This is a genomic window from Thermorhabdus hydrogeniformans (genome assembly GCF_049310025.1).
Taxonomy (GTDB): Bacteria; Bacillota; Thermosediminibacteria; order Thermosediminibacterales; family Tepidanaerobacteraceae; genus JBJYKD01.
The window spans coordinates 15,214-36,602 of record NZ_JBJYKD010000030.1 but is presented as its reverse complement, the minus strand read 5'-3'; the positions used below and the strand labels follow the sequence as shown (position 1 = coordinate 36,602).

Genomic DNA, 21,389 nt, shown 5'->3' with positions numbered 1-21,389 from the left:
TTGTCTTTTTTACAAAAAGTGAGCTAAATATTTTCCATTTTGTTATTTTTAGGTACTTGACTTTTTACCGCAGGACTAATTTCATATTTATGTTATTTTACGTGTGGTTCTAATTTTTGCTTCATCTCATTTACATCTGCAACATTTTTTATAGTTATATATCTTTTATTTGCGGCTTTGAATTGATTTTCCATGTCAGTAGTGACGATAAACATATCACAATCAATCGATGTAGCGCTACCAAGATCGCTATGAATCACTTCTGCTTTAACACCTAACTGCTTTAGAGCACTTTCTGCAGTCATTTTCAATAGTAAACAAGTGCCTAGGCCACATCCACATACCGTTACAAATTTCATTTACTTCACCTCCCTTCTGTGTTGCTATTACAACTGATATTCCATCCTGTTTATAATATCTTCTTGCACTGTGGGATCTAATGACACAAAAAGAGCACTATAACCTGCAACTCTAATTACTAGATCTTTGTACTTCTCAGGGTTTTTTCTTGCTTCTTTTAGGACTTCCGAAGATATCATGTTAAACTGAACATGCCACCCATAACGATCAAAAAATGTTCTAATCAAAGCCATAAACTTTTCTATATTTTCTTCGCTGTTTAACATGGTCTGGTTAAATCTCATATTTAAAAGCTGACCACCAGTCATTAACAATGTAGATAACTTTGTTACAGACTTTATTACTGCGGTGGGACCATGTTTTTCCGTTCCATGAACAGGTGAAACACCGTCATTAACAGGTTCCCCCGCTTTTCTTCCGTCAGGAGTTGCACCTACTACAGCACCTGCAGGAACATTGGCGGAAATAGTTACTGTAGCCGGAATGAAGTTCCCTCCTATTGGCCCTCTACCATAACGAGTATTTTTATAGTTTTCAATACCATTTACATAAATATCAAAAGCCTCTTTAGTAATTAAATCTACACTATCATCATCGTTGCCATATTTGGCCGCCCGGTTTATAAGCAATTCCTGTATTCTTTTACCTTCGATTCCTTCAAAATTATTCTTTAAAGCTTTATCTAGATCTTCCAGCGAAATAACTTTCTTATCAAAAACTAATTCCTTGATGGCAGATAGAGAGTTGCCCACATTTACTACGCCTACTTGACATCCACTCATCATGTCATAAACTGCTCCACCTTCCATCAAAGTCTTACCTCTACCTAAACAATCCTGAACGAGCGCTGAGCAGAAAACATCTGGTGCAAGTTCTTCGATGGCTAGGTCGTTAATATTATCAGCAGTCACCTGCAACTCCATAAAAAACTTAAGTTGTTTTTCCCATGCCTTCATGACATCATCAAATGATTTAAAGTCTGTTAAATTGCCTTCACCTGGGCATAGTTGAATTCCCGTCCTGGGGTCTACACCGTTATTTAAAGCAAGTTCAAGTATTTTCAAAAGATTAAATTTACTCTTTCCGTTAGCTCTGTAACCCCATTTTCCCGGAACTTGAACTTCAAGGCAGCCCATAGTGGAATAATTCATGGCATCTTCTAATGTTACTCCTCTATTCATTAAAGAAGGGATAATAACTTTATCATTAACTAAAGCAGGCATACCAAAACCCATTTTAATAACTTCTATACATTTTCTAAAAAAGTCTTTTGGCATGTTGTCATGGTATCTTACATAGAAATTAGGTTCTGATAATCTTATATCTGCTAATGCGTCCAAGCAAAGATAAGAAAGTTCATTTGTAGCATCTCTGCCGTCTTTTGTTTGACCGCCTACTACTATGTTTTGGTAAGTGGGATAGCCTGATACAAATCGCGTATGAGACCAGGGCCTAATCTTATTTATAGAAAAAAGTTTTATATAAAAGCATTCAATAAGCTCCAACGCCTCTTCTTTTGTCAAAATACCTTTTTCTATATCTTTTTTATAATATGGGTACATGTACTGGTCGAATCTTCCCAGAGAAATAGAATGCCCGTTGCTTTCTATTTGTAGTATTAATTGAATAAACCAAACCATTTGAATAGCTTCCCAAAAATTCCTAGGAGGATTTTCAGGTACCCAATTACATATTTCAGATATCGCTTCTAGTTCTTTTTTTCGTATGGGATCAGTTTCTTCACAAGCTAGTTTTTTAGCCAGCTCTGCATATCTTTTCCCAAATTTTATACCTGCATTGAAGACAATAGGCACAGCTTCTAAAAAAGGCCTTTTTCTTAAATCTTCAGGGTCTGTTAGATTTAGTGATTTCAATTTCTCCCGACTATTTTCAATAATGCCTTTAAACCCTTTGTTAAGTGCCATTTCATAGTCTACAACTATATGTCCTTGCCCAGCTGTTACATTACCTTCCCAACCTAAGACTCCGACTTTTCTATCTTTTAGAACATCTTCAGTTTGTGTAGCAAGAACCCTATCTTTGACTGTTTTCCCCTTCCAATACTCCAAAATCTGTAATAATTCTTTTTTATCCTCCTCTGCAATTTCAAACCTGTCGCTAGGTCGTTTATCAAAACTATCAATTTCTTCTACTATCCAATCCCATGAATATTCGGGAAAAATGGGAGCTGACCTGGGTTTACTTGCTTGGTTACCTACTATTAACTCCCCTTCGGATATATATATTGACATGTTCAAAAGAATTTTCTCTAATGCCTTAGCTCTTCTTATAACCATTGGAAATGACTCCGTCTCTTTATAAGACTCAGTTATCAATCTTGCACGTTCAATACATATTTTTGGTTTTATCGACACGACTTCATCTTTTAATTTCTTTATCCTTTCAGATAAAATTTTATTTTTCATTAGAACCACCCCGTTTTTAAAAAGTCATAAAGCCTTGTGTTCACCTAATATTTGAATTGTATCTAAAACATTCCGCATTTCTTTTGATTTTCTTATACTATTAAGTTTTATATCATCGTTTAATAAATTCATTAAATCCGAAAGCGCTTTTAAATGTGTAGAGTTATCTACCGCTCCCAAACAAATTACCGTCTCAACTGGGTCATTGTCCATATTTCCAAACTCCACAGGCTTTTTCAGGGTTATCAAACTCATGCAGACCTGTTTGACTCCGTCTTCCGGGCGGGCGTGGGGCATGGCTATGCCCGGGGCAATGACGATGTAGGGCCCCATTTCCCTGACCGTCCTGACCATGGCGTCGACATAGCGGGGCTCCACAAAACCGTTTTCAACTAATATCTCACCTCCAATCCTTACGGCTTCTTCCCAATCTTTTGCTTCCACATTTAACTTAATGGTCTTTTCTGTCAGCAAATCTTTTAACACCGGCTGGACAACTCCCTTCGAACTTTCATAACACGGCAGATTTAGATATCTTGCAAGGTCTTCAATTAATCCTATCCTGGATTTTATGATGCAGTGTTTTTCTATAATTCCTATCATGTCCTCGATTAAAGGTTTACGTCTTTCAGCGATGCACGAATTTTTGGGATTGTGAGTGCTCAAATAATGGCTTATCTTTAGCACATCGGCTTCGGGCAAAAGCGGATTAACCACAATCTCCGGTAACTTTCCTACATTAGTAGGAACAGTTGAAATTATAAGGTCCACATCATCTTTTAAGGCAACACTCTCCACCTGACGGCTTGCAATGGTTCCAATTATCTCGATGTTTTTAAATTCGGCTTTTATTCGCGATGATAAAAGTTTGGCCGTCCCTACTCCGGTACCGCACACCACCAGGACTCTGTATACCCTCCTGTTTGCCGATTTTGCTCTCTCCAGAGCCGCGCCAAAATGGACGGCGATATATCCCACTTCTTCGTCTGGAACCTTGCATCTCACAAAACTCTCCACTGACGTCAGACCGTTTTTGACGGCTTCGAAAATATCCGGGTAATTGCTTTTTATTTCCTCTAAAATCGGGTTATTTAAAGGCAGGCCGTGTTTTAAGCGGTATATTGTGGGGCCCAGATGTTCCATTAAACCCCTGTAAAGCTCGTCATCCGAGGAAAAATCGGCACCTATTTTTCTCTGAATATCCTGTATGATCTGTGCCGTTAAAACCTGCAATTTCGCCCAGTCTTCTTTCATGAAGGCGTTGGTGGCCGTTACCTTCCCGCCGAGAAGGTGAATGGTTATATATCCTATTTCCGCAAGCGGAATCTTCACGCCAAAATTTTGTTCCAAATTTTTGGCAATACTTGACGCCACCGCAAATTCTTTGGTCAGCTTCAGCCCCGCCAGCTCGTCGCCTGGCATTGTAATGTCCTTGCCCAGCTGTATCCTCTTAATGGCAAGCGCGAGATGAATCACCAGACCCGAATACGCCCCGTCGGAAAAGACGGTCTCCAGCTGTTCTTCCGCCATCCGGACAGCGCTTTCTATAAGCCCCACGTCCAGGTCTTCGAACAGTTTTTTCACCTGTTCATCCATTGCCACATTTATACGCCTGCGAACGGGAGCTTTCAAAATGTCCAGGGCTTTTTCTATTTCTATATTCTCCGAAAGAAGCGTTACGACGGCGCGGCGTAAATCCAATTCATTTCCCTGGATTTTAATGCCGTGCCGGGGGGAGGATTTAAGTTTAAGATTTTGTGTGGAAAGCCACTTTTTTACTCTTTTTAAGTCATTTATAACGGTACCCCGGCTGACGGAAAGCAGGTCGGCCAGGTGTTCGATGGTGGTATAGCTTTTGGCCCTGAAAAGCTCGCTCAGTATAACTTTTTCCCTTTCCCGCGGGGTAAGCACATAATTGTAGCTGTTGACTCCTTCCAGCAGAGACAGGACCCTGTTTTTGAATTCCAATGATTCAACAAATTGCACTCCCAGGTTGGGTTTTCTGATCAATTGTGGCAAATTATTGTCCTTTAAAAAGTCATCTATCTTATCCAGATCATAGCGTATTGTCCTTGGCGAAACATTAAAGGCGCCGGCCATTTCGGCAATTTTTACGGGCCTGTCCGCTGAAATTATTTTCAGGAGAAGCTGCGCGCACCTCTCATCCATGGAGATTTCACCCCGTTAATTATATTGTATGCTGTTTTGATTGTTTTGAAAAGTTCAATATATTTCATCCCTATTGTGGCAACATTATATCATTAATTTAATTACAACAAAATATTTGATATTTTTGGGGGACTATAAAAGCTCCTACTCAAAGGTAGGAGCATTATAATCATACCATTTAACCGTTTCCCCAGGCGCGTTACATTTTTCTTTGCCCCATTCAACATTCGCTTCCGGCAAGCTTTAATACGCCGGAAGCCGTCTGTTCATCGGTAATCAGCACGTCTACGGCACCGCTTCTCAATGCGCCCAGAACGGCGGGGATTTTTTCCGGGCCGGTGGCGACGGCCACAACCAGAGGAATCGACTTGAATTCCTCAAAACTAATCGTGATCGCCCGGTCTTCGATATCCCGGCATATTCCGCCTTCAATGTCGTAAAAATGGGCGCATATGTCCCCTACAGCTTTTCGCTCTCTCAAATACGCCAGGTCTTCTTTTTTCAAATAACCGGCAGTAAAAAAACTCGAGTTTTCGTCGATGTTACCTATACCGACCAGGGCGACGTCGGCGGCTTTTGCCATATTTATGATTTCCTGTATCGCGGCCTCATCCATTATGGCCTTCTTTATTTCGGAAGTGTTGACGATAGCGGGAGCCGGGAGGAGATAATAACTCCCCCCAAAGGCTTCCGCCAACTTTCTGGCAACCTCGGTGGGGCCGGTGGAACTCTGGCCCAGGCTGCCTATCAGCTGTATTACCCGGACGTTGTATTTCGGGCCGTCGATTTTCAATGCGTCGATTACCGCCTTCAGGGTTTTCCCCCACGCTACCCCGACCGACATACCGTCCTTCACTGCTCTTTTTAAATACCTGGCCGCGGCCCCTGTTACTTCGCCTAAAGTCCTCTCATAGCTCCCCAAAGCGCTTTTTACTATTACAGCTTCTTTAAGATTGAATCTCTCTTCGAAAATCGTTTCCAAACTTGACCGCCGGGTATCCGGATAGTTTATTTTTATTTCTATTATGTTGAGTTCTCTCGCTGCTTTCAACAGGCGGCTTACTTTAGGCCTCGAAAGGTTCAGCCGCCGGGCTATATCCCGCTGGGGCATATCCTGCAGATAATACATTTCGGCGACTTTTATTATAAGTTCTATATCGTAGCCTGTCATAGACTCCTCCTGAATTTTTCGTCTTTCTCAAAATATCAGCCTGCCCCACTCGCCCTTTTCCAACTCATCTAAAAGCGGTTGAGCCTCATTGGGCCTATATGCCCAGCTTCGCCAGCCTTATCTGTTCGTTTTTTGTAAAATTGGCTGCCGGCACGTGACCGGGCAAGGGCATTATCTTTTCGTGAATGGCGTCGACGATCCACCCCGGCTGCGGGAAGAAGTATTTCTCCAGTTCAAAAGCGGGAGTGATCCAGTTCTTAGCCCCCACCACCACGGGCGGAGCGTCCAGGTAATCAAAGGCAAGTTCTGCAATATTCCGGGCGAAATCGTTCAAAAACGACCCTCGAGTGCAGGCCTCGCTTACCAGTACAATTTTACCTGTTTTTTTCACGGATTCAATAACTTTTTCGTAATTGAACGGTACTAAGGATCGTGCATCAATCACCTCTGCCGAAAGGCCGTATCTTGTTTCAAGGGTTTTCGCGGCTTCCATGGCGGTATAGAGTGCCGCACCCACCGTCAATATAGTTACGTCCCTTCCCTTCCTTTTTATATCAGGCTCTCCGATGGGCACTTCGTAATAGCCTTCCGGGACGCCCTCCGGCCGGAACATCTCGCCGATGTCGTAAATCTTCTGGCTTTCAAAGAAAATCACCGGATCGGTGCCCATGAGAGCGCTGTTCATCAGGCCTTTTGCATCATAAGGAGTGGCCGGAAATACCACTTTTAGTCCGGGTATATGAGCGCAAAGCGACGACCAATCCTGAGAGTGTTGCGCCCCGTATTTGGCACCCACCGACACCCTGAGCACAACGGGCATCTTTAGCACGCCGGCGCTCATGGCCTGCCATTTGGCCAGCTGGTTGAATAATTCGTCTCCGGCCCTGCCCATGAAATCGCAGTACATCAGCTCCACTATGACGCGCCCGCCGCACATGGCGTAGCCCACCGCAGACCCCACAATGGCCGCTTCGGAAATGGGAGCATTGAAAAACCTGTGATAGGGCAGCGACTCCGTCAGGCCCCTGTATACACCGAAGGCTCCGCCCCAGTCGCGGTTGTCTTCACCATAGGCGATCAAAGTCGGGTCAGAGTAAAATTTATCGATGATCGCTTCAAAGATGGCATCCCGCAGCTGATAGACCTTCACCTTCGGCACGGGCTTGCCGTCCACCATCCCTACTCTGATCTTTGACTTTATCTGCTTAACCCTGGGGTTTTCTTCCTTCGGTATCAGTACCTCGCACTGCCTTTCTTCCATCTTCTCAACTCTTTGATTCGAAAACATCAATTTACCGATGAAATTCGGTTCTTTTTCCAGATCTATGCGGGGAGACGCGTTTTCATCGACGGCGAGCCTGTATATTCTTTCTATTAACATACCGGCGCCCTGCCGAATGGCTGCAACTTCCTCTTCCGAAGCAATTCCGGCACTTATCAGATCTTTTTTATATGTTTCCAGCGGATCGTATTCCTTCCACGCCTGGAGCTCTTCCTTCGTCCTGTAAGTCTCCGCGTCGGACGGCGAATGGCCCGTCAGCCTGTAGGTGACCGTATCAACTAAAACCGGCCCGTTCTTTTCCTCCAGAATCTTTTTCTTTCTCTTAAATGCGTCGATTACCGCCAGAGGATTGTAACCGTCGATTCGTTCAGCGTGCATCTGCTCGGGGTTTATTCCCGCCCCTACCCGGGCCAGGATACCGTACCCCATGGTTTCTCCGCATGTCTGACCGCCCATGCCGTAGTGATTGTTAAAGAAATTGAAGATGATCGGCAGCCCTCCCCTGTAACTCTCTTCCCATAGCAGTTTAAACTGATCCATGGCTGCCATGTTCATGGATTCCCAAACAGGACCGCACCCAAGGGCGCCATCCCCCAGATTGCACACGACGATGCCCTTTTTCTTATTAATTTTTTTATATAAAGCGGCACCCAGGGCTATGGGGCCGGACCCGCCTACTATGGCGTTATTCGGGTAGATCCCGAAGGGGGTGAAAAACACGTGCATTGAATTGCCAAGACCTTTTGCAAATCCGTTTTCACGGCCGAAGATTTCGGCCATCAAGCCGTATATGAAAAAGTCAATGGCCAGCTCTTTTACGTCGCCTTTGTTTTCCTGTTTTCCTTCCACGACTTTAAGGATAGCGCCGTCAAAGAAATTTTCCATTGCCGCCAGAAGCTCGCCATCGTTCATCTTCTGAATGGCCGAAAGTCCCTTGGCTATCACTTCTCCGTGGCTCCGGTGGGACCCGAAAATGTAGTCATCCTTTTCTAGGGTGTAAGCCTGGCCTACAGCCGCAGCTTCCTGGCCGATAGACAGGTGGGCAGGGCCGGTGTAATTGTAACGGATCCCCGCGTACTCGTTGGCAGTCCTCAGCATATAGAGCATTGTCTCGAATTCTCTGATAATGGCCATGTCCCTGTAAATACGGAGCAAATCATCTTTTTTGAAGTTCTGTTTTTCATCCTCTATGCGTTTATCGTATCTGTTCATGGGAATATCCTTTAATTTCAGCCATCCGCTTTTTCGCACTTCTTCCGGCTCTACGAACAAATTCTTCGGCATATTAAAACCTCCCCGCAAAATGTTAATTGGTCATTGGTTGCTCACCGCACCGCCGGGTCAGAGGAGTCAAAGCCGAAAACTGATTCCCTGATAATCTCCGAAACCGTCGGGTGCGGAAATACCAGTTCTCTAATATTTTTTACCCGCATTTGCATCTCAACCATAAGGGCGGCACCGTAAATTATTTCCGATGAGTAGTTGCCTATCATGTGTACACCTATAATATTCTCAAATTTTTTGTCGATCAGCACTTTGCAAATGCCGTCACCTTCTTCATTCTCGGCCACGTACCTGCCGCTATAGCGCATGGATACTTTGACAACTTCGCAATCAATCCCTTTGTGACGGGCGGACTCCTCGGTCTCGCCTACGGATGCCACTTCGGGATTGGTGTATATGACGCTGGGGATGGCGTTGTACCTCATGATATCCTTTCTGCCCAGCATATTGTTCACGCAAACTTCGGCCTCGCGGTACGCAGTATGGGCCAGCATCGAAATCCCGTTTACATCTCCCGCCGCATACACGCCGGGGACATTTGTCTGCCCTGTTTCATCTACTCTTATCCGGCCTTTTTCCACCTCCACCCCAATGTTTTCCAGGCCAAGTCCTTCCACCACCGGTCTCCTGCCTGTGGAAAGCAAAATCTTTTCGGCTTCCACGAAACTCTCCCGGCCCTCGGAAGCCAGGTACATACCGCCATTTTCCACCCGCATCACTCTTGAACCGAGCCTGAAGTCCACGCCTTTTCCCCTGTAGTTTTTCAGCAGTATATTCGATATTTCACCGTCGGCACCGGCAGCTATCCGGTCCAGCATTTCTACAACGGTGACCCTGCTGCCGGCGGAGCTGAAATAGGAAGCCATTTCCAGACCCACGGCTCCCGCGCCGATTACCGCCAGCGACTGCGGAACGGCTTTTAATTCGAATATCTCGCTGGTCGTCAGTACGTATCCTCTTTCAATCCCTTCTCTTATTCCGGATACCGGAAGGATTACCGGTTCCGAACCCGTAGCGATTAATAGCCTTTTCCCCGTAAAAGTTTCGCCACCCGCTTTAACCACGTATCCTTCCCCTGACTTACCCTCGATGCGGCCGAACCCCTCGACCACCGTCACACTACTTTTGGCCAGCATCGTTCTGACGCCCGAGAGCAGGGTTTTTATCACCCTATTCTTTCTTTCCAGGACAATGCCGTGGTCCAGTGCAACCCCTTTGCATAATACACCGTATTTTTCACCGGATTTAACCGAATCCCGGATCTTGGCGGAATACAGCAAGACCTTCGACGGTATGCAGCCTTCATTAAGGCATACTCCGCCCAGCCGTTTTTTTTCGATCAACAGCGTATTCAGTCCCGCCTTACCGGCTCTGGATGCCGCGGTATAGCCCGCAGGCCCCCCGCCCAATACGATCAGGTCAAATATCATAATTTAACACCTCCCTCCTATCTTGCCAGCAGAAGGCTGAAATTCTCAAGGTTATCCCTTAATTCCTTCAGGAATCTGGCGGCAGGTGCCCCGTCCAGAGCCCTGTGATCGAAAGTAAGCGACAGGCCCATGGCCGGGTAGCATTTATCTTCTCCGCCAACCTTTTTAATTCTGTAAACTACGGAACACACCCCCAGAATCCCGGTCTGGGGAGGGTTAAGGATAGGAGTGAACGATTCCACTCCCAGACCGCCCAGATTGGTTACGGTAAAAGTTCCGCCCTTCAGTTTATCCGGGTTTATGCTGCCCCGCCGGCACTGCTCGACCAATTCTTTTACTTCGCGGGATATCTCGTTCAGGGATTTTAGGTTGGCGTTAAACACGGTGGGCACCATCAAACCTCTTTCGGTATCCACCGCCACCCCCAGGTGAACGTTTTTAAAAACCAGCATCCTGTCTTCCACCAGGTGCGCATTCAATTCTTTATGATTTACGAGGGTCCTGGAAACCGCATAGAGAATTATGTCGTTGAGGGTTATGTCATCAAGGCCGAGCTTATCTCCGTTTTCCTTTATTCTCTCCCTGAAGGCCAGTATGTCGGAGGCATCGAAGGACACGTGCAGAGTGAGCTGGGCCGTAGAAGATAAGGAAGTATACATATTCTTCGCGATTATCTTCCTCGTATAGCTCAGGTTTACGATCTCGTAATCCTGTTCGAATCCTCCGGCCCCGGTGGCCGCGGCGGCCGGAGCTATTTCTAAATCCCCCGCAGTATTTCTGCCACCCACTCCCGCAGGTAAAAGCTTATCGCCGACTTCCGCCGCCGCAGGGGTAAATGCTGGACCGCCTGCCATCAAGGCCTGTATATCCCTTTCTATAATCCTGCCCTCTGGCCCGGTAGGTGTAGCATACCGGCAATCCACGCCTGCCCTTTCCGCCAGGTTTTTCGCCCTAGGAGAGATCTTCAGGCGGTCTTTAACCTCATCGCCTTCAGTGCTTTTGTAGCCTTCATCTTTTTCCCCTGAAGTTTTTCTTTCCATGCCTCCCTCATCCCGGGCGGGCACGCTCTTTTCAGATACGCCTTCTTCAGCTCTCTGCATATCACCGGGCATAAATTCTCCTGTATCTTCTCCCGGATTTCCGATAACGCAGACGGTGGTCAGGACCGGAACCTCTTCGCCCTCGCCATAAAAAACCTCGAGAACGGTACCATCAACTTCTGCTTCCACATCGAACGCAGCTTTGTCGGTCTGAATGGTGAAGAGGATGTCTCCTTTCCTAACAAAATCCCCTTTTTTCTTGTGCCACCGGACTATGATTGAACTTTCATCGGACAGCCCGACTTTGGGCATTTTTACCGGTGCAGCCATCTTTTCTCCTCCCCGTCATAAAGTTAACACATGCTGAAATTTTGTTCATATTTGATATTTTGTTCATCAATATATTTTATTCTACGCCGTTACCTCATTTTCCTGCATTGACAAAAAATTTTTTTTAAAAAACAGCAGGGCCCTTTGCAAAGGGCCCTGACAAATCTTTTTAATGTTTTCTAAATTTCTCCAGCAGCTTATCCATTATCGCATCAGCTTTTCTTATGGCGTCGCCCACACCTACGTAAACCACAGGTTTTTTTGCGAACCGATGGGTGTTTTTAATACCCATATCTTTTGTCAAAATAACCACATCGGCTTCATCGGCTTCTTTCTGCGTAATTTCATTCTCAATACCTATTGAACCCTGGGTTTCGACTTTGATCTGAATATCCCTTTTTTTGGCCGCTCTTTCGAGGGCTTCCGCAGCCATATAAGTGTGAGCCACGCCCGACGGGCAAGCCGTTACTGCCACTATTTTCATCAAAATCCTCCTTTCCCTGCGATAAATTTTACTGCAATTATATTTTTATACTTCATTTAAAACTCCAGACCTTCGATTTGCAGCTCTTCATCATCTTTTTGTTTCACCGGCTTTTTAAGGGCGTTCACCATCAGTGCGGTAACCGCCACGCCGATTAAGGTAGCGATTATATAACCCGGAATGTTCTGTACAACCGGCAGTACTATCCACCCTCCCCACGGGGCGTTATTACCCACATTCAGCAGCATCGCGGTTATGGCACCCGCCGCTGAACCGGCCATCAAGGAGGGAATCACTCTCACCGGATCCATTGCCGCAAATGGTATCGCCCCTTCGGTTATGCCGATCAGCCCCATTATAAGAGCAGCTTTACCGTTCTCCCTCTCTTCATAGGTGTATTTATTGGGGGCAAGCCAGGTGGCCACGGCCATTCCCAGAGGCGGAGTACAGATTGCCACACCCACGGGGCCCATAACGGTAATTATGCCTTCTCCTATCAGCCCCACAGCAAAGGTATACGCCACTTTATTGACAGGACCTCCCATATCGAAGGCTATCATGGCCCCGAGAACCAGGCCCAGAAGCACTTTGTTCCCCAATCCCAGACTTTTTAGCCATGCGGTAAGACCTGCCATTATCCCTGCAATGGGAGTTCCTATTACCCATATTATCAATCCGCCGATTATAAATGTCCCCAAAATCGGTATTACAAATATAGGCATAACTGGCCTTATATTTTTGGGTACCGGAATTTTTTTGAGGTAATATACAACAATACCCGCGAGAAGGCCGGCTACTAACCCTCCCAGGAATCCGGCCCCCACCTGTGCTGCCAGATACCCTCCTATAGCCCCGGGAGCTATACCGGGTCTGTCTGCCATGGAGAAAGCTATGAATCCGGCAAGAATGGGGACCATCAGAGTAAAGCCACCAACGCCAATGTTAAACATATCTTTAAGCACTCCCGCCTCGGGCACAGAAGGTTTGCCCGAGAGGGCTACCGACATTGCGATCAATATACCGCCCGCTACCACAAAGGGGATCATGTAGGAGACACCGCTCATAAGATGCTCCCTGGTCCTCTTTAAAAGCCCGACAAATTCACCCATAAAAACGCCTCCCGTTGTTTTATTTTTGATTCACCCACCTATCCTGGCCATAATTTCAGCCGCCAGGAACAGGTCTTTTATTTTTACCATTTCTTCTCTCGTAGGGGTTATCAGTTCCTTGAAAAAATATTCCCTATCCAGCTGACGGTACTTATTTTTACCCAGATGATGAAGGGGCAACAGGTGAACGGTATCCAATTTCATGTCCTTCATCAACCGGATGAACTTTGATACTGTATCCCGGTCATCATTATATCCCGGAATAACGGGAATGCGGATAATAGGTTTGAAGCCGGTTTTCACTAGTCTTTGCAGATTTTCCACGATCACTGTGTTTGAAACCCCAGTCATGGCCTCATGCCTTTCGTAATCAACATGCTTCAGGTCGTATAAAATATGGTCAGCAAAAGCTGCTGTTTCCTGCAAAACTTCCCAGTCAGCATGGCCTGTCGTCTCGATGGCGGTATTTATACCCATCTTCTTTGATGTTTTTAAAAGTTCCAGTGTAAATTCTCTTTGAGTTAAGCACTCCCCTCCTGAAAGGGTTATTCCACCTCCCGAATATTCGTAAAAAATCCTGTCTTTTTCTACCTCTTCCATTACCTCCTCCACAGATTTCAAATAACCAAATCGCCTCAAAGCTTCTGCGGGACATGCCTGCTGGCACTTGAAGCAGCGGCTACATCGTCGTCTGTCTATTTTGACCCCCCTTTCGGTTAGCTCAATGCACTTTTTGGGGCAGACTTTTACACATATCCCGCATCCTATGCAGTTTCCCGCATTGTACCCCAGTTCATATCCCGCAACCTGGGTTTCAGGGTTGCTGCACCATTTGCAGCGCAGCGGACAGCCTTTTAAAAATACGACAGTGCGTATTCCCGGGCCGTCGTGAACGCAGTAGTGCTGGATGTCGGTGACGATGCCCATATTATATGCCATGTTCAGTCCTCCTGATGATATCCTCCTGAATGGCCTCGTCCAGTTCCGTGAAAAAGGCGCTGTAACCCGCAACCCTTACAACCAGATTCCTGTATTGGTCCGGATTTTTTTGAGCATCCCTCAGGGTATCGGCGGAGATGACGTTGAACTGCACGTGAATTATCTTGAGGGCGGAAAAAACCCTAAGGTATGCCACGAATTTCTCTATCCCATCCTCACCCTCCAAAGCCGACGGGTGGAATTTCTGATTCAAAAGGCTGCCGTTGGAGAGGAGGTAGGAATCCAGTTTACCTACCGATTTAAGGACGGCGGTGGGACCCTTTCTATCCCGCCCGACCATAGGCGACAGCCCGCCATCGGCCAGCTGTTCTCCGGCATTTCTTCCGTCCGGGGTAGCGCCCACATCGGCGCCCAGGGGTATATGGGCCGACACAGTATAGGAACCGGGCTGGAAATATCCGCCGCGGATATTTTTATATTTTTCAACTTCTTTGCAGTAGAATCGCAGAACCTCCGACGCCAGCATATCCACTTCATCGATGTCGTTACCGTATTTTTCTACCCTGCTGATAAAAAACTTCTGCCAGTTTTCATACCCTCTGTAATCGGCCTTCAGGATTTCTTTCAATTTGCCGAAATCGAGTTTTTGCCACTCAAAAACTACTTTCTTTATAACCTGGAGGGAATCGGCCACATTGGCTGTACCTATACCCTGGACCCCTGAAAAGTTGTACCTCGCTCCACCCTCGGTAACATCCAGCCCCCTTTCAAGGCAGTCATCGATGAAAAGCGAGAGAAACGGGGTAGGAGCAATTTCCCTGTGGGCCCTGTCCACGGCGTTGCTGCCTTCCACCATCAGCTTTACACCTTCGGCGATTCTCTTTTTATAATCTTTCATCAATTCATCAAAGGAATTGAAATCACCGCGGAGGGTCTCCTCCAGCACTTTCATCAGGTTGAAAAGCGCTATGTCGTGAAGACCGTAGGTCTTGCCCGGTATGGATAGTTCCACACACCCGACAACGGCGTAATTCCTGGCATCCTCCAGGGTAACCCCCCGGTTCAGGTAAGCAGGTATTACCACCTCGTCGTTAAATACCTGAGGCATGCCGGTACCTATTCTTATAACCTCGGCGGCTCTTCGTAAAAAAGCGTGAGGCGACCTGGAATGGATTCTTATGCCGATATTGGGCTGGGGCAGCCGCACGTCTTCGGTGGCCTTTAAACACAGGTAGGAGAGTTCATTTGTGGCATCCCGGCCCTCTTCGTCGATTCCGCCCAGCACGATATTGTAGCCTATAGGAAACCCCGCAAAATGCCTGGCGCTTTCCGCGCTCCTTAGGGCCACCACCTCATTGAACTTGATCCAGAGGCATTCTAAAAGCTCAAGAGCCCTTTCCCGCGTCAACCTGCCGGTCTTTATATCGCGCTCGTAGAAGGGATACATATACTGGTCAAAACGCCCGGGTGATATGGAACTGGCGTTGGACTCGCATTGAAATACCACGTTCAGTAGCCAGAAAACCTGCAGGGCTTCGTGAAAGGTGTCCGGCGGTTCTGAAGAAACTTTCCGGCATATCGCAGCTATTTCTTCCAGCTCCCGGCGCCTCTCAGGCGAATCGGCTTTCCTGGAAAGCTCCAGGGCCAGATCCGCATACCGGAGAATAAAGTCCCGGGCCGCTTTCAGGGTGATCAGGGCGGCTTTATAAAAATCCGCCCCGGTGCCACAGGTTCCACCCGATCTTTTTTCGACTTGTTTTACCAGGCCACTCAGGCCTATTTTCAGCACCCTTTCGTAGCCGGGGATTATGTGTCCCTGCCCCTTGTCGGTCTGGTTCAATTTGAATACTTTTCTCGGGAGCTCTTTCGAAACATGTTCGGGCAGCAGCTCTCTAACCTTGTCCTTTAAAGTTCTCCCCTTCCAGTACTGGTAAAGTGTATTTTTGAAAACTAATTTATCCTGCTCGGTTATTTCAAACCTGTCCTGGGGCCTGGTCGAAATAGTATCCAGCTCTTCGCAAAACCATTCCACATCCATTTCGGGCGAAACCACGCCCATCCGTGGTTTTGGTGAACGTCCACCAACTATCAGTTCACCGTCGAATATGGCGATTTCCATTTTTGAAAGGATGTTTTCAAGGGCCTTTGCCCGCCTGATGATTACCGGTTCACCTTCTGTCTTTTCATAAGCTTCCTTATAAAGAACGGCCCTTTCCAGGTATATTTCCCTGGGTTTTTCAAAGAGGCGGTTTTTCAGTTTCTCAATGCGGGACATATTTTAACCCCCCTTGAAGATTGAGTGAAGCATCGACAGGAGCTGTGTTTTTTCTCTCGCGGCCATCAATCCTTCGCGAAAGTCGTCGTGAATCAATTTCCTTGAGAGCATGGCAAGAAGCTGCAGGTGCTGGTTGCCTGCGCCGGACTCCGGAACCGCCAGCAAAAAGACCATGTGGACCGGATTGCCGTCCATGGAATCCCATGAAATACCCGAAGATGATCTTCCGAAAGCCACCGCAGGCTTAATCACACAACCGCATTTCCCGTGGGGAATGGCTATTCCCATCCCGATACCGGTTGTAGAAAGATTTTCTCTTTTTTTTACTTCGTTTATGAAATCCGCTCTAGAGCAAATGACGCCGTTTTTATACAGCAGATCAGTCAGCTCGGAGACGACTTCATCTCTGGTCAAGCCCTCTAAATTGAGTTTTATTAGGTTCTCGTTTATTATCTCCTGGAATACAAGATCTTCCATCAGAAGTTTCCTCCTTTACAAGCGAGTATCTTTTTGATTTCTCCCGGAGCTTTCGCTTCCCTTATCATATCCAGGATATCCGGCCTATCCAGCATTTCGTAAAACTCCTTAAAAAAAGCCTTTGTATACTTACTCGTATTGAACCGGAGGGCCAGATAAAACACCAGGTCGACCTGTTTTCCCCACCATTCGACGGGTGCCTTAAGGGTGATCACCGCAACAGTGGGCTTGATTACAAAGCGGTCTTCACCGTGAGGTATCGCCACACCTCTGCCTATATAGGTAGAGGTTATCTTTTCCCTTTGCTGAGCCGCTTTTACAAAATCAGGTTCCACGTAACAACGGTCAACGAGAATTCGGCCGATTTCTTCGATAATTTGCTCTTTTGAATCGAAGGTTTTTTTGCAAAAGATCAGCTCTTCGGGGATTAATTCGTATACAAGTCCTCCTTCAAAATCTCTCCGGGTGGGTTTTAGTTTGATACTGCTCGATTTTCCGATCAATTCCCGGATTTTCGCTATATCCCCTTCAGTCAAAAGGGGTGACACCAGCACTGCGGGTATATCGTTCAATTCCAGCGGCACCGTAGAAATTATAAAATCCACCTTTCTGCATTTCAGAATTTCATCCACATTGGGCACCGATATAACGTCCTCGACGAGTATTTCCGGAAATACCTTTTTTAACCTGGCGGCCAGCATCTGGGCGGTCCCTATACCGCTGGAACAGATAACAAGCGCCTTTTTTGGAGCCGTCGCCCTCTCAATAGCGGCACCCAGGTGCATCGCCAGATACCCCACCTCCTCTTCCCCCACCTTTATGCCAAGGCGTTTTTCGATTATCCCTGCGGTTATCCAGGCAATGCCGTATACAGAAGTGTAATTTTCTTTAATCTGGTCCAGAATGGGGTTATGGAGGTTCATGCCGTATCTGATTCTGTTGATGACAGGCCTCAGGTGTAAGGCCAGGCCTGCGATCAGGAATTTATCATTGGAGAGTTTAACTTCCAGGGTATTTTCAACGACGCTGATCATATCATACACTATTTCCAGAATCTCCTTTTCAAAATCCTTTAACATCTCATCTACTGTCTCTTCTTTTAAAGGTAATCTTTTTTCAATTTTGGCGCCCAGTATATGGAGTGAAATATATACAATTTCGCTTTCCGGGATCCTCATACCGAATTCATTTTCCAACCTGCCGGCGATAAATTCGGCTATCCTGTATTCATCACTACCCGTCAGGTTGGCTAACCTCAGTGGTTGTACCTTTATATCCTTTTTATCCTGAAGACGCTTAATCATTATCGCAAGATGGACAATAAGAGCGGTATAACTCTCATCGATAAACCGCAAATGCATCATTGCTTCGGCCTCAAGGATTATTCTCTCCAGCTTGCGCACATCAATCTTGGGAAACATCCTGACCAATTGGGTAAAATTGGCCGCACTCAATCTTCTGTCAAGAGGGTGGAGAAACGGCTCCTGAACCAGTTCCTTCAACCTGCCCTTTTCTATGTTATTGACCAGAAAATCCGAAAAAGCTTTTCTTAAATTCTCTTCACTTCCGGCTATTTCAAGGCCGTAATTGGGTTTGCGCATGAGTTTCAAACCATGCCTGGACAACCATTTTTCCACATTGTCCAGATCCTTGTATACGGTTACTTTACTGACAAAAAGTTCGTCGGCCAGCTGCTGGGTGGTCAGATTTTTGCCCGACTGCAGCAGTCTGGATATTATATACTTCTCTCTTTCATGGGGACTGAAGGGCTCCAGGTAATAGCAATCCGATTGCAGAATATGATCCAGCAGCACAGCCTTTTTCTCATTCGTCCCATCGAGGTAAACTCCGGTCTTGGGCTTTTTCACTATCCGTATGTCAAATCCGTCGAGGAATTCCTGAAGTTTTTGAAGGTCATGGCGTACCGTCCTGGAAGAGACCTTTAATTTCTGCGCAATATCTTCCGTTGTAACGGGACCGTTTCTATTTATGAGAATCTTCAGGATCTCCCGAAATCTCGCATCAAGGGCCATGGAATCACACCTTTGATAAAATGTTCTGTTTTTTCCTCTTAATCATTGCAGAAAAAGTTTATTAATACGGAAAATGTTTATTATTTAATTCGATTATAACATATCAATATCTTTAAAAAAGAAGAATATATTTCCTCTTTTATGCGGAAATTCTTAATCATTTCATTTTGATTCCGGTGCGAACTGCGAAGCCTTTCACAGCCATAATTTCACACAGTAAAGTCAATCATAAAAAAAGAGCCCCATAGGCTCCTCTATAATAGCCAGATTTTATCATCACTTTGAGCGACGCCGGGACCGGGGGATATAATTTAAAAAAGCTCCTGCCCAAAGGCAGGAGCTTTATAATCATAATCATACCAGCTTTTCTACGGGAGTATAGTCCTCCTCATAGCCGAAATACTTCGGCCCGAAGGTTTCAATGCCCGCTTCGGTCCGCATCTTTTCATCGGCCGGGACCACAACTATGCTCCCGCGATATCCGTATTTCACTATATCGGTCCTTATCGGCTCACCGGTTTCCGAATCCAGTATTAATATTAAATCCGGCGTCAGGCATTTGACTTTTCCGCTTATTTCAAGCCTCAGCCATTCGTTCTGGAAATCCACGAAAGCCCTTTCACCCTTATATTCCTCAAGTCCTTCCAGAGTGAGCCTCCCCATGGAGAAACCTTTAGTCTTTTCCGCTCCGAATTCGCGATTTATGTCTACAATCTTGCCCTTGAAAACCTTATATCCTCCGACTATCTTCACTATGTTTTCAATGGGGTCGTCATGGGTTTTCCTGCATTTGTAGACCGCCTTGCCCAGTTCCCAGCTCTTCGAAATGGAATTAAAGATGGCCGCTTCTTTAAGCTGCCTGCCGGTCATCGGGTACCCCGCAATCCAGGATATTCCACCGTAGGCCATGGCGGCATTTCTTATTATTCTTTCCGCCATAATGGCGCTTGCGGTATCCGCCACAGTTACCGCTCCTTTTTCATTGGCCGCCGCCGTGGGAGACGGCATAATGCCATGGGTGTAAAAGGAGGTCATCTGAAGCTCCGGAAAGGCCCTGCCCATGCCGTCCGCATCGACCACCGGGACGCCCACAGCCCCGGCCACCGCCATAGGAACAGGGGTATTCACCCCTCCGGCCTCGGGAGGAACAATGGCCTGAATTTCTTTGCCCAGATACCTTTTCAAACTTTCCAGGCACCACAGGACTTCCTTACCGTTCGGCGGCTTTTCCGTCAAAACAACGGGCGCTCCGAGACAACCGGCTATGGCGGCCAGAGCGTCGTCCGGAAAGTCCACGGGGTCTATCAACACAATATCTTTTTTTTCTTTCACCACGTTGAGAGCCCATAAAAATCCTATCTCCGGGTCTCCCCCGCCACCGGTGGCAAGGATGGACGCTCCCAGGGTTATTTCCTTCAGACCCTGCTCATCCACAACCCTGTAATTTTCTATACCCCAGCTTTTTAAAATATCATACACGCTCATATTCATCACCTAAACCAGCTCTCGAGGAGCATTTGTTAATAGTTCATATCCGCTGTCTGTTACAAGCACCATGTCTTCTACCCGGGCCGCTCCAAGACCTTCCACATATACGCCTGGTTCAACGGTAAATATCATTCCCGGTTCCAGCAAAATTTTACTTCCCACATCCACTATCGGCATTTCATGAATGCTAAGGCCCAGGCCATGACCTGTAAGGTGGGGAAAATAGTCGCCGTACCCTTTCTGCGTGATGTAATCTCTGGCGGCTTTATCAATATCCTCCGCAGCCACCCCCGGCTTCACGGCCTCTATGGCTTTCTGTTGAGCTTCATAAGCCACCCGAAAAAGGTGTTTTTGTTCGTCGGAAAGTCCTCCAAGGGAAAACGTCCTGGTGATATCGGAGCAATAACCCCTGTAGACACATCCCATGTCGAAAAGAACAAGTTCACCTTTTTTAAGTTCTTTGTCTGAAGAAAACCGCTGCGGGAGCCATGCGTTCTCCCCGGACATGACAAAAGGTTCAAAGGACAACCCTTCCGCCCCTTCTCTCATCATCACGTCCTGGGCAACGGCGGATACTTCATATTCCCTAATTCCCTCTCTTATGCTCTCCACGGCTTTAATCATGGCTTTTTCCGCTATTTTTGCTGCAGCCCTTATGATTTCAATTTCTTCCGTGTCTTTAACCATTCTGAGCCTTAAAAGATCGTTTTCAATGTTTATCAGTTCGGCGTTCGTTACCTCTCTTATTAAATTTTCTCTCTCCACTGTAACGTTTGAAAATTCAACGCCCACGCGCTTTATATTTCTGCCGTGAAGCAGTTGTTTCAGCGGGTTTAAATAATTCGGGTCGTCCTCCGGAAACTTTCTGATATCTTTTATCCAGCAATTCCTTTTTACCCTGTTATAGTCGAGAACGGCCGTCAAAAGCACCACATCGCCGTTTTTAGAGACAAAAAGGATGGAAAAGGATGCGGTATTAAACCGGATACCGCTAAAATACCTCACATTGGCTCTGTCTCCCAGAATTACCGCATCCAGACCCTTTTCCCGTAAAAGCCCGATTAATTTATCCACGCGCCCTTTAAAATTCAT

General features: G+C 46.4%; 15 protein-coding genes. All 15 read right to left on the bottom strand.

Translation table 11 applies throughout. The features are described from left to right. Positions 1 to 92: 92 nt before the first annotated feature. The gene (locus ACKX14_RS12940) at positions 93 to 359 is read right to left on the bottom strand and encodes a PTS sugar transporter subunit IIB (protein ID WP_422448301.1); all 267 of its coding nucleotides are present in this window, start codon (positions 357 to 359) and stop codon (positions 93 to 95) included. Positions 360 to 386: 27 nt separating this feature from the next. Continuing rightward, on the bottom strand, positions 387 to 2,786 hold the full coding sequence (locus ACKX14_RS12935; RefSeq protein WP_422448299.1) for a glycyl radical protein: 2,400 nt from the start codon (positions 2,784 to 2,786) through the stop codon (positions 387 to 389). Positions 2,787 to 2,810: 24 nt separating this feature from the next. Further along, positions 2,811 to 4,955 (bottom strand): BglG family transcription antiterminator, encoded by a 2,145-nt coding sequence (locus ACKX14_RS12930; protein WP_422448298.1) that lies wholly within the window; start codon positions 4,953 to 4,955, stop codon positions 2,811 to 2,813. A gap of 220 nt (positions 4,956 to 5,175) precedes the next feature. Then, a complete protein-coding gene (locus ACKX14_RS12925) occupies positions 5,176 to 6,126 on the bottom strand; it encodes a sugar-binding transcriptional regulator (protein WP_422448296.1) in 951 nt (316 codons plus the stop codon). Positions 6,127 to 6,220: 94 nt separating this feature from the next. Further along, on the bottom strand, positions 6,221 to 8,692 hold the full coding sequence (locus ACKX14_RS12920) for an alpha-ketoacid dehydrogenase subunit alpha/beta (RefSeq protein ID WP_422448294.1): 2,472 nt from the start codon (positions 8,690 to 8,692) through the stop codon (positions 6,221 to 6,223). 41 nt (positions 8,693 to 8,733) lie between these two features. Next, a complete protein-coding gene (gene lpdA / locus ACKX14_RS12915) occupies positions 8,734 to 10,122 on the bottom strand; it encodes a dihydrolipoyl dehydrogenase (RefSeq protein ID WP_422448292.1) in 1,389 nt (462 codons plus the stop codon). Positions 10,123 to 10,139: 17 nt separating this feature from the next. Next, positions 10,140 to 11,492: a dihydrolipoamide acetyltransferase family protein gene (locus ACKX14_RS12910; protein WP_422448290.1), complete on the bottom strand. Its 1,353-nt coding sequence runs from the start codon at positions 11,490 to 11,492 to the stop codon at positions 10,140 to 10,142. Between the two features lie 169 nt (positions 11,493 to 11,661). Continuing rightward, entirely contained in the window at positions 11,662 to 11,976 is a 315-nt protein-coding gene (locus ACKX14_RS12905; RefSeq protein WP_422448288.1) for a PTS fructose-like transporter subunit IIB, read from the bottom strand. Positions 11,977 to 12,032: 56 nt separating this feature from the next. Further along, positions 12,033 to 13,085, bottom strand: coding sequence for a PTS fructose transporter subunit EIIC (locus ACKX14_RS12900; RefSeq protein WP_422448286.1), 1,053 nt, complete (start codon positions 13,083 to 13,085; stop codon positions 12,033 to 12,035). A 30-nt stretch (positions 13,086 to 13,115) separates the two neighbouring features. Beyond that, positions 13,116 to 14,024 carry a glycyl-radical enzyme activating protein gene (locus tag ACKX14_RS12895; RefSeq protein ID WP_422448284.1) on the bottom strand — a complete coding sequence of 303 codons (909 nt, stop codon included), beginning with the start codon at positions 14,022 to 14,024 and terminating at the stop codon, positions 13,116 to 13,118. Continuing rightward, positions 14,014 to 16,299 (bottom strand): formate C-acetyltransferase/glycerol dehydratase family glycyl radical enzyme, encoded by a 2,286-nt coding sequence (locus tag ACKX14_RS12890; RefSeq protein WP_422448282.1) that lies wholly within the window; start codon positions 16,297 to 16,299, stop codon positions 14,014 to 14,016. Before ACKX14_RS12890 ends, ACKX14_RS12895 begins: the two co-directional genes overlap by 11 nt. A gap of 3 nt (positions 16,300 to 16,302) precedes the next feature. Beyond that, positions 16,303 to 16,776, bottom strand: a complete 474-nt coding sequence (locus ACKX14_RS12885) for a PTS sugar transporter subunit IIA (protein ID WP_422448280.1) — start codon at positions 16,774 to 16,776, stop codon at positions 16,303 to 16,305. Continuing rightward, on the bottom strand, positions 16,776 to 18,809 hold the full coding sequence (locus ACKX14_RS12880; protein ID WP_422448278.1) for a BglG family transcription antiterminator: 2,034 nt from the start codon (positions 18,807 to 18,809) through the stop codon (positions 16,776 to 16,778). Before ACKX14_RS12880 ends, ACKX14_RS12885 begins: the two co-directional genes overlap by 1 nt. Before the next feature lie 354 nt (positions 18,810 to 19,163). Further along, entirely contained in the window at positions 19,164 to 20,300 is a 1,137-nt protein-coding gene (locus ACKX14_RS12875) for a DUF917 domain-containing protein (RefSeq protein ID WP_422448276.1), read from the bottom strand. A 3-nt stretch (positions 20,301 to 20,303) separates the two neighbouring features. Continuing rightward, positions 20,304 to 21,389 carry a M24 family metallopeptidase gene (locus ACKX14_RS12870; protein WP_422448274.1) on the bottom strand — a complete coding sequence of 362 codons (1,086 nt, stop codon included), beginning with the start codon at positions 21,387 to 21,389 and terminating at the stop codon, positions 20,304 to 20,306.